The following is a 13,758-nucleotide window of genomic DNA, read 5'->3' as shown; positions in this document are numbered from 1 at the left end:
CGGACACGGGAGTCAGACCCCCGTGTGGAAGGTGCGGCTGAGCACGTCGAGCTGCTGCTCACGGGTCAGTCGCACGAAGTTGACCGCGTAGCCGGACACTCGGATGGTCAGCTGCGGGTACTTGTCGGGGTTGACCATCGCATCCTCGAGGGTCTCGCGCGTCAGGACGTTGACGTTGAGGTGGTAGCCGTCCGAGGCCATCTGCGCATCGAGCAGACCCACGAGGTTGCGTACCCGTTCGTCGGGCGTACGCCCCAGTCCGCCCGGCGTCACCGTCGTGGTCAGCGAGATGCCGTCCTGCGCCTGGTCGAACGGCAGCTTCGCGACCGACAGCGCGGCCGCCAGCATCCCGTGCGTGTCTCGTCCGTTCATGGGGTTCGCGCCCGGGGCGAAGGGCTGACCGGCACGGCGACCGTCGGGGGTGTTGCCCGTGGCCTTGCCGTACACGACGTTCGACGTGATCGTCAGCACCGACTGGGTGTGCACCGCGTCGCGGTACGTCTGGTGCTTGCGGATCATGGACATGAAGTCCGAAACGAGTTCGCGGGCGATCTCGTCGACGCGGTCGTCGTCGTTGCCGAAGGTGGGGAAGTCGCCGTGGACGAGGTAGTCGACGATGAGCCCCGACGCATCGCGCACCGGCTCGACGGTCGCGTACTTGATGGCCGAGAGCGAGTCGGCGGCGACGGAGAGCCCGGCGATGCCGCATGCCATGGTCCGGAGGACGTTGCCGTCGTGCAGAGCCATCTCGAGGCGTTCGTATGCGTACTTGTCGTGCATGAAGTGGATGCAGTTGAGCGCGTCGACGTAGGTCTCGGCGAGCCACTCCATCATGACCCGGAAGCGCTCGCGCACGTCGTCGTACCCGAGCACGTCTCCCGAGACCGGGGCGGCGGCCGGCGCGATCTGCTTGCCGCTCACCTCGTCGCGTCCGCCGTTGATGGCGTACAGGAGGGTCTTGGCGAGGTTGACCCGAGCCCCGAAGAACTGCATCTGCTTGCCGACCGTCATCGGCGACACGCAGCACGCGATCGCCGCATCGTCGCCGCACAGCGCGCGGATGTGGTCGTCGGACTCGTACTGGATCGACGAGGTGTCGATCGAGACCCGCGCACAGAACTCCTTGAACCCGTCGGGAAGGGCGTCGGTCCACAGCACCGTCAGGTTCGGCTCGGGGGCGGGGCCGAGGTTGTAGAGCGTCTGCAGGAAGCGGAATGCCGTCTTGGTCACGAGGGTGCGTCCGTCTTCGCCGACGCCGCCGATCGACTCGGTCACCCAGGTGGGGTCGCCCGAGAACAGCGCGTCGTACTCGGGCGTGCGGAGGAACCGCACGATACGCAGCTTGATGACGAGGTCGTCGACGAGCTCCTGCGCCTCCACCTCGGTGAGGATGCCGCGCGCCATGTCGCGCTGGATGTACGCGTCGAGGAACGCGGTGTTGCGACCGAAGCTCATCGCTGCGCCGTTCTGCTCCTTCACCGCTCCGAGGTAGGCGAAGTACAGCCACTGGATCGCCTCGCGGGCGGTGGCGGCGGGCCGGGTGATGTCGAACCCGTACGAGGCGGCCATCTCGGCGAGCTCGTGCAGGGCGCGGATCTGCTCGGCGTTCTCCTCGCGCGAGCGCAGGATGTTCTCCGTCGAGGGGTGCATGTCGAGCTCGGCCCGCTCGACGTTCTTCGCGGCCACGAGCGCGTCGGTGCCGTACAGGGCGACGCGTCGGTAGTCGCCGATGATCCGGCCGCGGCCGTAGGCATCGGGGAGGCCCGTGATGATGTGGCTGCTGCGGGCGCGGCGGACGGCCGGCGGGTAGACGTCGAAGACGCCGTCGTTGTGCGTCTTGCGGTAGCGCGTGAAGATCGTCTCGAGCGTGGGGTCGACGGGGTAGCCGTAGGTCTCGAGGGCTCCCTTGACCATGCGCCACCCGCCGTTGGGCATGATCGCGCGGCGCAGGGGCGCATCGGTCTGGAGGCCGACGATCAGCTCGTCCTCCTGGCGGATGTAGCCCGGAGCATGCGATGTGATGGTCGAGGGGGTGAGAGCGTCGACGTCGTACACGCCGCGCTCGCGCTCGGCGGGGAACATCTCGCTGAGCGTCTCCCAGAGCCCCGTCGTGCGCGCGGTCGGCCCCATGAGGAACGACGCGTCGCCGGTGTAGGGCTCGTAGTTGCGCTGGATGAAGTCACGGACGTCGATGTCGTCCTGCCACGGGCCCGGGGCGAAGCCCGCCCACGCGGTGGGGACCGCGTCGTCGTCGTGTGCTGTCGTGGTCGGGATGACTGTGCTCATCGTGGGTCCTTCGTCCTGTCGGAAGGCCCGCCGGGGAGCGGGGAAGGCGCTGGTCGTGCCTGCCGCGGCGTGCCTGTGGCCGACGCTACGCCGCACCCGCAGGGGGTGGAGGAATCGTGCACGGGAGCGACAGCACGGCGAGAGACCCACGATTTTTCACAGTGGTCCGACCACAAACACGCTCAGTCGGCGTATGGCACGTCCCAGCTGGGTTCGGGCACCGGCCAGCCGGCGTCCCGCAGTGCTCGACGTGCGAGCTCTCGAGCGGAGTACGGGGTGCGGACGCCGCGGATGTCGCGGTAGTCCTGGTGCCCGGGACCGGCCCACAGGATCGCGTCACCGTCGCCGACGAGCGACACGGCTTCGACGATCGCCTTCTCCGGCGGTGACGATTCGCGGATGTCGGCATCCGGGCGCGCTCGCCGAGCACCCTCGAGCAGGGTCGCGCGGATCGCGTCGGGATCCTCGAATCGCGGGTGGTGATCGGTCACGATCAGGATGTCGCTGCCGAGGACGGCCGTCGCGCCCATGTCGTGGCGCTTCGTCTTGTCACGGTCGCCGTCGGCCCCGAAGACCATGACGACGGTTCCGGGGGTGACGCGTCGCACGGCCGCGAGGGTCTTCTCGAAAGCGTCGGGGGAGTGGCCGAAGTCGACGTAGACGGCCGGTCCGCGATCGCCCGACACGCGCTGAGTCCGCCCGGGGAGGTGCGCCTCGATGCGCCGCCCGTCGAGTGCGCCGACGAGCGTCTCCCACGCGTAGCCGCCTTCGAGCAGCATGACGATCGCGAGGCCGGCGTTGGCCGCCATGTGCCGCCCGATGACCGGCACCGTCGTGGTCAGTCGCCGGCCGTCGGCGCCGATGAGCCGGAACTCCGTGCCGTTCTGCCGTTCCTCGACGATCTCGACCGTCCAGTCCGCCGGTGACGAGGGCGTCTCGGCGATCGCGGGCGTGATGATCGTCGTCACCGGGATCTCGGCGCGCGCGACGATCTGCACGCCGGCGTCGGAGTCGAGGCACACCACGCCGCGCCGTGCCCGGTCTGCGCGGAAGAGGGGGAGCTTCGCCTCGAAGTACTCCGCCATGTCGCGGTAGTCGTCGAGGTGATCGTGCGTGAGGTTGGTGAAGCCGGCGACGTCGAAGACGACGCCGTCGACACGGTGCCGGGTCAGCGCCTGTGCGCTCACCTCGACCGCGACCGCTTCGACGCCGCGCTCGCGCATGAGAGCGAGCAACGCGTGGAACTCCGAGGCCTCGGGGGTCGTGAGCCGCGACACGATCACCTCGCCCGCGATGTGTCGCTCGGCTGTCGAGGAGAGCCCCGTCACCGCGCCGAGCTGTCCGAGGATGCCTTCGATCAGGTGCGACACGCTCGTCTTGCCGTTCGTGCCGGTCGTCGCGAGCAGCAGCGGCAGCCGGTCCTCGCGGCCGGTGCCGTAGACCCAGGCCGACAGGTCGCCCAAGCGCGCCCGGGGATCGTCGACCACGACGATCGGCAGGCCGGCATCGGCGGCGAGCTCGGCGCCTCGGTCGTCGGTGACGATCGCCGTGGCGCCCGTCTCGGCCGCCTGCTTCGCGAACTCGGCCCCGTGTCGCACGGCGCCGCGGATCGCGACGAACGCTTCCCCCGGGCGCAGGTCCGCCGTTGCGAGCGTGATGCCCGTGACGGATACGTCGGAAGCATCGCCGACGATCCTGCCGCCGACGTGGGCCGCGAGCTCGGTCAGGGAGCGGCGCGGCGGACTCTCGGGGCGGAGGACGGGAGGGAGGTTCGGGGCGTCGGTAGGCATTGCCACCATTGTCTCACCCCGGTTCCGGGGCGGCGGCGTCGATTGACGCGCCGCCCCGGGTGTGCCTCAGGCGCGTCGGCGGGTGATCGTCAGGACGAGCGCGGCGGCGGCGACGACGAGGGCACCGGCGGAGAGCCAGATCGGCAGCGGGTCGGCTGCGGCAGGGGATGCTGCGGCGGCCTCGCCGTCAGCGGCACCGTCGGCCGACGAGTGGCCGCCGTCACCGTGGCCGCCGTGGGAATCGGCCGCAGCCGCGCCGACCACGACGACCGGAGCCGGGTACTCGAGGTCGTCCGGATCCTGGCCGTCCTCGGCGACCTGCACCCAGGCGGCCTCGCCCGTCTCGCACTGCTGCGTGACGGGGAAGGCGAAGCTCTCGCCCTCGGCCGAGCCGGGGAAGATCACGTTCATACCGGCCGAGGCCGCATACGCGTCGGGGATGGGGGCGACCGCCGTGTAGGTGATGCGGGTGGGGATGCCGTCCTCGCCCGCCTCGGTGGTGATGGTCCATGCACCGTCGACGACGGGCGTCGCACCCTGCGCCTCGGCGGGGACGTCGACGACGAGCGCGGTCGTGGGCGACCCGTCGCAGCCGTGGCTGAACGAGAAGTCGATGCGGGTGGATCCGTTCGCCGCGACCTCTTCCGGCGTCACGTGGACGTGTGCGGATGCGGCGAGCGGGAGGGCGAGGGCGAGGGCTGCGCCGGCGGTCACGCCGACGGCCAAGCGGGCGCGGCTGCGCGCGGTGATGTTGCGGGTCATTGTCGTCTCTCAGAACATGCGGATGGCACGGTGCCGTCCGCGACGGGAAGGGGGGCTCACACGGTGGTGACCGGTGGACCCCGCAGCGAGAGAGAGGAACGCAGGCGGCGTGCCGGGAGGATGCGCTCGCGGCCGGCAGCGGGGCGCAGCAGAGGAGTCCGTGTGCGCATCGACGGCGACATCAGTCGCGCGAACCGGCGGATGCCGCGGTGGATGAGGCGTACGAGACGCTCGCCGGCGACGAGCGTCGCGACGGTGACCGCCGCCGCGAGAACGTGCGTGGCGGTCATGTTCGTGCCGACGGCGTGCGCATGTGAGAGCGGGGCGGCGGCGGGGAAGGCGCCGCCGTGGACATGCGGCACGGGCGCCGTCGGGTCGGCTGCGCCGGCGATGGAGAAGAAGGTGTGGAACAGCCCCTGGCTCGCCAGGACGACGAGTCCGGTCCGCCACGCCGACGGGGCGCGGCCCACGAGCCAGACCGCGGCGGGAGTGGTGAGCAACGTCGCCGCGACGATGAGCCAGAGCGGCGCGAGCCCGCCCGAGATGGTGTGGGCGGTGGCGGCGAAGACGGTGGCGACGGCGGCGGAGGCGGTTCCCCGCACGGCGCGCGCACGCCGCACCGTCGCACTCCGCGCCCGCTCCATGGTTGGAGTTTACGGCCTGGGCCGATTCAAAGACTCGACGGGTACTCTGAGCGGTCGTGACCGTCCTCGCTTTCGTCATCGGCGTCGTGCTGCTCGTCGTCGGGCTCGCCGTCTCGATCGCGTTGCACGAGGTCGGGCACCTCGTCCCCGCGAAGCTGTTCGGCGTGCGCGTCGGCCGGTACATGATCGGCCTCGGTCCGACCCTCTGGTCGCGGCGCTTCGGTGAGACCGAGTACGGCGTGAAGGCACTGCCCGTCGGCGGCTACATCTCGATGTCCGGCATGTACCCGCCGGCTCCCGACGAGCCCGACGCAGCGACCCGACGCAGCGGCCGATTCTTCGGGGCGATGGTGCAGGATGCCCGCCTCGCCAACGCCGAGACGCTCGTCGAGAACGACACGCGCCCGGCGTTCTACCAGCTGTCGGTGTGGAAGCGCATCGTCATCATGGTCGGCGGTCCGTTCATGAACCTCGTGCTCGCCATGGTCCTCTTCGCGATCGCACTCAGCGCGATCGGCATCCCGAGCGTCTCGCCCACCATCGCCGCGGTCAACGAGTGCGTCATCCCGGCGGGCGCCGACCGCACGACGTGCGAGGCCGGTGATCCGGTGTCTCCCGCGGCAGCCGGGGGCATCCGTCCGGGAGACGTCATCGTCGCCGTCGACGGCACCGATGTCTCGGGTTACGCCGAGGCGACCGCGATCATCCAGGCGGCACCGGGGCGCACGATCCCGATCGTGGTCGAGCGTGGCAGCGACCGCGTGACGCTCGAGGTCACCCCGGTCGCCGCCGAACGTCCCGTGATGAACGACGACGGCACGAGCGAGGTCAAAGAGGTCGGGTTCGTCGGCATGACGGGTACCCGGGTCAACGTCCCGCAGCCGATCTGGACCGGACCGCAGGCTGCGGTCGACCGGCTCGGCGCCGTCGCGAGCGTCATCTGGCAGCTCCCGGTCAAGGTGTACCAGACGGGGGTGGCCCTCGTCACCGGCGGCGAGCGCGACCCGAACGGGCCCCTGTCCGTCGTCGGAGCGGGCCGCATCGCGGGCGAGGTCGCCGCGACGGAGGCGCCGATTCAGGATCGCGTCGTCGACCTGCTGAGCCTGCTGGGGTCGCTCAACATCGCGCTGTTCATCTTCAACCTGCTGCCCCTGCTCCCGCTCGACGGCGGACACGTCGTCGTCGCCCTGTGGGACGGCATCAAGCGCGCGTGGGCGAAGCTGTTCCGCCGCCCGTCGCCGCGGCCGGTCGACGCCACGAAGCTCGTGCCCGTCACCTTCGTCGTCGTGATCGGACTCATCGTCATGGGCGGGACGCTCATCCTCGCCGACGTCTTCAACCCGATCTCGATCCTCGGCTGACGTTCGCCGCCGGGGCGGCGCGAGTCAGGCCGCGACGGGTCCCAGCGCGAATCCGATGAGCCGCTCGAGCGTCGGCAGACCGTCGCGCGACAGGATCGACTCGAGGTGTCCCTGCACGGATGCGTACCCGGGACCGCGCAGCGCATAGACGTCACCTGACGAGGGGTCGGCTGCGATCTCGGTGTCGCCGAGCCGGGTGGTGCCCGGGGCGACGCGCGCGGTGAAGGTGTTGTAGAACCCGATGGATGCCGGTTCGCCGAACACGTCGACGCTCTTCTGCAGACCCTGGTGCGGAGATGCGAGGGGAGCCAGACCGATCCCGAGCCGATCGGCGAGGATCTGGTGGCTCAGGCACACCGCGAGGAGCGGCCGCCCCGCCTCGGCCCGGCGGGCGACGAGTTCGCGCATGCGTGCGATGCGAGGGCTCGCGTCGTCTCGCGGATCGCCGGGGCCGGGCCCGAAGACGACGAGCCCCGCGTCGTCGACCGCGGCATCCGTGACCTCGTTCCACGGAGCGATGCGCACGGAGAACCCGAGGTGGCGCAGCTGATGGCCGAGCATGGTGGTGAACCGGTCCTCGGCGTCGACGACCAGCACCTCGCGGCCCGCGTAAGGACCGCCGTGCGCCGCCTGCGGGTCGAGCCAGAACTGCGCGAGCCGCGCGTTGCGCGAGGAGAGGAGGGCGGCGATCGTCGGGTCGTCGCCGAGTCGCGGACGATGCGCCGCGGGCGCGTCTTCGTCGACGGCCGCGGTGTCGGCGATCGAGGCGGGCGCCTCGTCACGGTCGACGGCGCCGATCGCCCCCAGGACACCAGCCGCCTTGCCGTGGGTCTCGCCGACCTCGCCCGCGGGGTCGGAGTGCCGCACGAGCGTCGCGCCCACCGGCACGCGCAACCGGCCGTCGACGAGGTAGGCGGTGCGGATCAGGATCGGCGCGTCGAGATCGTGGCCCCCACCCGGTGCGGGGGTGAACAGGGCGGCGACACCGGAGTAGTAGCCGCGCGGCGTGCGCTCGTGTCGCGCGATGACGGTGCACGCGTTCTGCATGGGCGATCCCGTGACGGTGGGGGCGAACATCGTCTCGCGGAGGATGTCGCGGGGATCCATCGTGCTCGACCCGCGCAGCATGTACTCGGTGTGGGTCAGGCGTGACATCTCCTTCAGATGAGGCCCGGTGATGCGGCCGCCGTCGGAGCAGACCGCCGACATCATCTTCAGCTCCTCGTCGACCACCATGAACAGCTCCTCGGTCTCCTTCGTCGAGGAGAGGAACTCCGTCAGGGTCTCGGCCGTCGCGCCGCCGCGGGGGTGGCGGAACGTGCCGGAGATCGGGTTCATCGTGACGATGCTGGTGCCCGGCTCGGCGGGCGCGCCGCTGCGGGCGCTGACATGGGCCTCCGGGCTGGCGCCGACCGCGACGTGGCCGTCGGTCACGACGAGGAACGTCCAGTACGCGCCGCGCTCGTGCTGCAGCAACGCCCGGAACCACGTGAGGCCGGCGGTGACGGCATCCGTGTCGACGCTGGCGGTGAAGTCGCGGCGGATGACGAAGTTGGCCCCCTCACCCCGGCCGATCTCATCGGCGATCACGCGTCGGACGATGTCGGCGTAGTCGTCGTCCGAGATGTCGAACCCGGCGTCCTCGAGGGGGACGCGCTCGGACGGCAGCTGGCGGAGCGCCTCGGCCAGCGGCAGCGCGGCGTGGTCGGAGACGCGCAGACAGCGAAGCGGCGCCCGGTCGTCGTGGCAGACGAAGCCACGTTCGACGACCTGTCGGAACGGGACGAGGGCGAGCACCTCGCGCGGGGTCCCGTCCGGGTCGTCCAGCGGGATGTCGGCGAGCAGGTCGACGTCGACGACGTCACCGCGCAGCACCTCGACGCTCGCCCCGTCGCGCGCGATGAGCGCGAACGGCTCACCGCTCGCGGCGAGATCGGTCAGGGTCGGGAGAGAACCGGTCATCGTCGTCTTTCTTCGTCGGAACGCCCGCCCCACGAAGAAGACCGCCGGGCCTTCAACGCCGGGCGGTCTGAAACGTGTGCACGTCGAACACACCGCCTAGGCGGTGTGCCACCAGGAGAGGCGCGTGCGCATGGGCCGAAATTATCACACCCGAGTGGGGGATGCGGCGCTGCGCGGCTCCCAGCCCGTCTGCGGCGGTGCCGCGTAGGCTGTGCCCGTGCCAGCTGTCAATCTCGGGATGCCCCAGGTTCCGGACGTCCTCGCTCCCCGCCGCAAGAGTCGGCAGATCCGTGTCGGAAAGGTGCTCGTGGGGGGTGGAGCACCGGTCAGCGTGCAGTCGATGACGACCACTCCGACCACCGACATCAACGCGACGCTGCAGCAGATCGCCGAGCTCACGGCATCCGGGTGCGAGATCGTCCGCGTGGCCGTGCCCTCGCAGGACGACGCGGACGTGCTGCACATCATCGCGAAGAAGAGCCAGATCCCCGTCATCGCCGACATCCATTTCCAGCCGAAGTACGTCTTCCAGGCGATCGACGCCGGATGCGCGGCTGTGCGCGTGAACCCGGGCAACATCCGGAAGTTCGACGACCAGGTCGGTGCGATCGCGAACGCGGCGAAGGCCGCCGGGGTGTCGCTGCGCATCGGCGTCAACGCCGGCTCGCTCGATCGCCGCCTGCTCGAGAAGTACGGCAAGGCGACCCCGGAAGCCCTCGTCGAGAGCGCGGTGTGGGAGGCCTCGCTCTTCGAGGAGCACGACTTCCACGATTTCAAGATCTCGGTCAAGCACAACGACCCGATCGTCATGGTCAAGGCCTACCGGCAGCTCGCCGAGCGCGGCGACTGGCCGCTGCACCTCGGCGTGACCGAGGCCGGTCCCGCCTTCCAGGGGACGATCAAGAGCGCCACCGCGTTCGGCATCCTGCTCGGCGAGGGGATCGGCGACACTATCCGTGTCTCGCTGTCGGCGCCGCCGGCCGAAGAGGTGAAGGTCGGACACCAGATCCTGCAGTCGCTCAACCTGCGCGAGCGCAAGCTCGAGATCGTCTCATGCCCCTCGTGCGGGCGCGCGCAGGTCGATGTGTACACGCTCGCCGATGACGTCACCGCTGGTCTGAAGGATGTCACCGTGCCCCTGCGCGTCGCCGTCATGGGCTGCGTCGTCAATGGTCCCGGAGAGGCGCGCGAAGCCGATCTCGGCGTCGCATCGGGCAACGGCAAGGGACAGATCTTCGTCAAGGGCGAGGTCATCAAGACGGTGCCCGAGTCGGAGATCGTCGCGACCCTCATCGAAGAGGCCCGCCGCATCGCCGACGAGCTCGGCCCCGATGCGCCGCTCGGCACAGCGCAGGTCGTCACCGCCTGAGATCGGTTCCATAACGCTTCGACCGCGGATGCCGCGGGGCCCAGGTGGCACCTGCCAGGCTGGCTGCGTGCTTCGCCGTCCTGCCGTGCTCCTGTCCCTCGCGCTCGCCGCAGCTCTCGCGGTGGGGTGCGCTCCCGTCGAACGAGCGGCGGAGACGCCGACACCGGCGAGCCCCTCTTCGGACGCGCCTTCCCCGACAGCCACGCCGACGCCGAACCTCGAGCCGGTCCGGGCGTTCGACGGCGACTGCGACCAGATGCTCACGGTCGAGCAGCGCGACGAGCTCCTCGGTGCGGGGTCGATCACCGCCGCCGAGCAGATCGCCCTCTGGGACCCGGAGCGCCCCGTTCCCGTGGGGGCCGACCCCGTCGGCACCGTGGGGGGCCTTGCCTGCACCTGGTACGCGGCGGAAGGCGTCGAGCCCGCCGCGGGCGTCAGAAACCTCACCACGATGGTGCTGCCCGCCGCCGCGGTGACGAACGAGATCTCCGCCGCGTACTCGGTCGCGTTCTGCGAACCGAACTACGACTCGAGCGCATGTCGTTTCGGCGTGCGAGTGGGAGACAACTGGGTCAGTGCAACAGCCGGCTCAGAGGTCTATGAAGCGCCGGAAGAACTTCTGGCCGCATCCGTCGAGGCAGTGTCGCGAAACCTCGCGTCCGCGACGAAGCCACGCGCCGTCGACCGCACCGAACAGACGTGGTCCATCCCCGACTGCGTCGAGCTCGGGGAAGCCATCGGTCTTGAGGACATCATCGGCCCCTACCTCCACGGGTACTGGGAGGGGTCGCAGCAGCCCGAGGAAGTCCTGTTCGCCTCGGCCGGTATCGCGCGGAGCTGCCCGATGTTCTCCGACAGTGAACGGCTCGACTACGACACGCACGAATTCCGCATCCTCACGCCACTCGTGACCCCCGGTCTCGGCTGGCAGTGGAATCAACTCCGCACCGGCGCGGCGGAGACGGCGGTCGCCGTCGACGTCGCCGGCGCCGCGGACTCGTTCGGTGTCGATCGGGGCTACGGCTCGATGCTTGTCTTCGCGACAGACGGCACGAACGTTGTGAGCATGTCCTCGCAGGACGTCGAAGTCGCGGCTCAGATCCTGTCCCGGATGATCACCGCACTCTCCAGCTGAAGCCAGCCCGTGTCAGGCGATCGTGCCCGCCGCGTAGGACGCATCGACGTCGGTGTCGAGTGCGGTGCGCAGCGCGATGCGCAGAGCACGCACGATGTCGGCGAGTGGAAGCGACGGCTGACCGGCGGGGGTGTCCTCGCTCGTGTACGGCACGTGGATGAAACCTGCACGGCGGTGCTCCGAGTCAGCGACGTCGAGCACGGTGAACATCGCGTGGTTGCAGACGAACGTGCCGGCTGAGTGCGAGACGGTGGCGGGGATGCCGGCATCCGTGATCGCAGCGGTGATCGCCTTGACGGGCAGGGTCGCGAAGTGGGCGGCGGGCCCACCGGGGGACGACGGGACGTCGACCGGCTGGTCGCCGGCGTTGTCGGGGATGCGCGCGTCGAGGAGATTGACGGCGACACGCTCGATCGTGATGCCGGTACGTCCGCCGGCCAGCCCCGTTGCGATGACGACGTCGGGCTCGTGCGTCGCGATGAGCTCGAGGAGGATGCGGCGCGCGCGGTCGAACTCGACCGGGAGCACCGCGGTGACGAGTTGTTCCGGTTCGTCCCACTGATCGGCGACCATGCGGACGGCGTCGCCCGACGGGTTCGTCGCGTCTCCGGCGAACGGCTCGAACCCGGTCAGCAGCACGGTCGTCATCTGCTCAGATTAGTTCGCGTGTCCGCGAACCTTCGCCTCGGTGCCGGACACTACAAGGTGTGGGAGATGATGAGGCCGCTGCATGGCAGCGACTGCGAGCGGGCGACGAGTCCGCACTGGGTGACCTGTTCGATAGATACGAGTCGCGGCTGTTCCGGCAGGCGAGCCGTCTGCTGACCGATCGCGAAGACGCGAAGGATGCTGTCGCCGTCGCGTTCTTCGAGCTGTGGCGAAAGCGCGCGAGCGTGCGCCTCGTCGACGGTTCGCCGCTGCCGTGGCTGCTGACGACCGTTGCGAACGCGGCTCGCAACCTCGAGCGATCGGGGCGACGATATCGGGCGCTGTTGGCGAAGACGCCGGCCGCGGCGGCTTCCGGGGCACCGTCTGCTCACGACGAGAGCGGTGTGCTCGCCGCACTCAAGCAGTTGCCGGTGGGAGAGCAGAGCGTCGTCGTCCTCAGCGTGCTCGAGGGATATCCCGAACGCGATGTCGCACAGACTCTGGGGATTCCGGTGGGAACGGTGAAGTCGCGCCTGTCGAGGGCGAAGAGCCGGCTACGCGACGAGATGACGGCGATGGAGGCATCGTGGACCTGAACGATCAGCTCACCCCGAACGAGCGCGGCGATCTGCGTGATCGCGTCGTCGGCGGTGCCAAGCGGATGCGGGCCGCCCGCGCGCGCCGGTCGCGGATCGTCGCGGGCGCCGCAGCGTCGGTGCTCGTCGCCGTCGTCGTCGCCGGTGTCACCTTCGCGGCCCTCCGTCCCGATGACCGCGTCGCGACCCCGGTCGAGACGTCGACGTCGACGCCGACACCTACCGCGACGCCGACGCCGACTCCGACGCCGGACCCCACGTCGAGCGTTGCGGAGGAGCCGGAGGCGTTCGTTCCACGACGATGTGGAGAACTGATCACGATGGACGACTGGGATGAACTCCTCGGCGAGGGCAGCCTGAGCGTCGAAGAGCAGACGCTCGCATGGGGTGGCACGGTGTTCGACGCGTCCGAATTCGACCCCTCCGAAGCTCTCGGTGGCGTGCGATGCATACGCTTCGCGGCGTCGCAGGATCCGCGCGGACGTGCCGCGACGTCGATGGAGGTCTCCGTCTACCCGGCCGCGTCGATTTCGGCTGACGATGTGGACTACTACCGCGACAAGATCTGCGATGTGAATTACGGGACGACCACCTGCGTGATGGCACGGGTCGTCGGCGACTGGTGGGTGTTCGCCGGTGCCTCTCTGGAACCGGAGATCGATCACTCCACGGAGCCGTCGACGGAGATACTGACGGCGGCCATCGACCTCGTGTCGGTCCGTGTCGTAGGAGAGCCGGCACGCAACGCCCCCCGTGACATCGTCGACGGTCCCGGCATCGGCGACTGCGACAGCTTCAGTGCGCGCATCGGGCTTTCCGAGTTCGCCGGCGAGTATGTGATCGGCTACTTGGGCGGTGGTCTGCTTCCCGACGAGCTCGTCTTCGAGCGGCTCGGTACGCGTTGGATCTGTCCGATCCGCTCGTCCGCAGACGACTCGCGTCTGGGAACCATTTACCTGTATCCCGGCGCGCACCGGCAGTGGGATGACCGCACTGCCGGGCTGGAACGGGTCGACCTGGGAGAGGGCTTGTCGGCGGCGGTCGTTCCCGCTCAGCAGAATCGCGCCTCCACGCTGCTTGCCACGGTTGGGTCGAACGTCGTCGCCGTCGCGGTTCAAGAAGGAGAAACCGACCGAGAACTCGCTCGACGTGCCCTCGCCGCGCTCCGCGGCGCCTGGTGAGCGCACGTCGCGGCCCCGCGGCAT

At 69.9% G+C, this 13,758-nt stretch carries 11 protein-coding genes; 5 read left to right on the top strand and 6 right to left on the bottom strand.

Annotated elements, in window-relative coordinates:
* Window positions 1-12: 12 nt before the first annotated feature.
* The 4 genes from pflB to ACU6RU_RS10150 all read right to left on the bottom strand — a co-directional run bounded on the left by pflB (window position 13) and on the right by ACU6RU_RS10150 (window position 5,482).
* Window positions 13-2,286, bottom strand: coding sequence for a formate C-acetyltransferase (gene pflB / locus ACU6RU_RS10165; RefSeq protein ID WP_446726471.1), 2,274 nt, complete (start codon window positions 2,284-2,286; stop codon window positions 13-15).
* 182 nt (window positions 2,287-2,468) lie between these two features.
* On the bottom strand, window positions 2,469-4,076 hold the full coding sequence (locus ACU6RU_RS10160; RefSeq protein WP_446726470.1) for a Mur ligase family protein: 1,608 nt from the start codon (window positions 4,074-4,076) through the stop codon (window positions 2,469-2,471).
* Window positions 4,077-4,142: 66 nt separating this feature from the next.
* Window positions 4,143-4,838, bottom strand: coding sequence for a DUF1775 domain-containing protein (locus ACU6RU_RS10155; protein WP_446726469.1), 696 nt, complete (start codon window positions 4,836-4,838; stop codon window positions 4,143-4,145).
* A 56-nt stretch (window positions 4,839-4,894) separates the two neighbouring features.
* The gene (locus ACU6RU_RS10150; RefSeq protein WP_289329916.1) at window positions 4,895-5,482 is read right to left on the bottom strand and encodes a hypothetical protein; all 588 of its coding nucleotides are present in this window, start codon (window positions 5,480-5,482) and stop codon (window positions 4,895-4,897) included.
* A gap of 56 nt (window positions 5,483-5,538) precedes the next feature.
* Here ACU6RU_RS10150 and ACU6RU_RS10145 point away from each other — a divergent pair, with 56 nt between their 5' ends.
* A complete protein-coding gene (locus ACU6RU_RS10145; RefSeq protein WP_120264836.1) occupies window positions 5,539-6,843 on the top strand; it encodes a M50 family metallopeptidase in 1,305 nt (434 codons plus the stop codon).
* A 24-nt stretch (window positions 6,844-6,867) separates the two neighbouring features.
* Here ACU6RU_RS10145 and ACU6RU_RS10140 read toward each other — a convergent pair whose 3' ends face one another.
* Window positions 6,868-8,805 carry an anthranilate synthase family protein gene (locus tag ACU6RU_RS10140; RefSeq protein ID WP_120264837.1) on the bottom strand — a complete coding sequence of 646 codons (1,938 nt, stop codon included), beginning with the start codon at window positions 8,803-8,805 and terminating at the stop codon, window positions 6,868-6,870.
* Between the two features lie 238 nt (window positions 8,806-9,043).
* On the opposite strand from ACU6RU_RS10140, the gene ispG reads away from it, so the two are divergent.
* Window positions 9,044-10,174: a flavodoxin-dependent (E)-4-hydroxy-3-methylbut-2-enyl-diphosphate synthase gene (gene ispG / locus ACU6RU_RS10135; protein ID WP_023955151.1), complete on the top strand. Its 1,131-nt coding sequence runs from the start codon at window positions 9,044-9,046 to the stop codon at window positions 10,172-10,174.
* 67 nt (window positions 10,175-10,241) lie between these two features.
* Window positions 10,242-11,309 carry a hypothetical protein gene (locus tag ACU6RU_RS10130; protein ID WP_446726468.1) on the top strand — a complete coding sequence of 356 codons (1,068 nt, stop codon included), beginning with the start codon at window positions 10,242-10,244 and terminating at the stop codon, window positions 11,307-11,309.
* Window positions 11,310-11,321: 12 nt separating this feature from the next.
* On the opposite strand, the gene pcp is transcribed toward ACU6RU_RS10130, so the two are convergent.
* On the bottom strand, window positions 11,322-11,957 hold the full coding sequence (pcp, locus tag ACU6RU_RS10125; protein WP_446726467.1) for a pyroglutamyl-peptidase I: 636 nt from the start codon (window positions 11,955-11,957) through the stop codon (window positions 11,322-11,324).
* Between the two features lie 59 nt (window positions 11,958-12,016).
* Between pcp and ACU6RU_RS10120 the strand changes: the two genes are divergently transcribed.
* Window positions 12,017-12,553 (top strand): RNA polymerase sigma factor, encoded by a 537-nt coding sequence (locus tag ACU6RU_RS10120; protein ID WP_446726466.1) that lies wholly within the window; start codon window positions 12,017-12,019, stop codon window positions 12,551-12,553.
* The gene (locus tag ACU6RU_RS10115) at window positions 12,544-13,734 is read left to right on the top strand and encodes a hypothetical protein (protein ID WP_446726465.1); all 1,191 of its coding nucleotides are present in this window, start codon (window positions 12,544-12,546) and stop codon (window positions 13,732-13,734) included. The genes ACU6RU_RS10120 and ACU6RU_RS10115 overlap by 10 nt, the downstream gene beginning before the upstream one ends.
* Window positions 13,735-13,758 lie beyond the last annotated feature (24 nt).

Source organism: Microbacterium sp. F1-18 (genome assembly GCF_052921305.1).
Note: the sequence above shows the minus strand (reverse complement) of the source record. Positions and strands in the feature narration are given on the sequence as shown.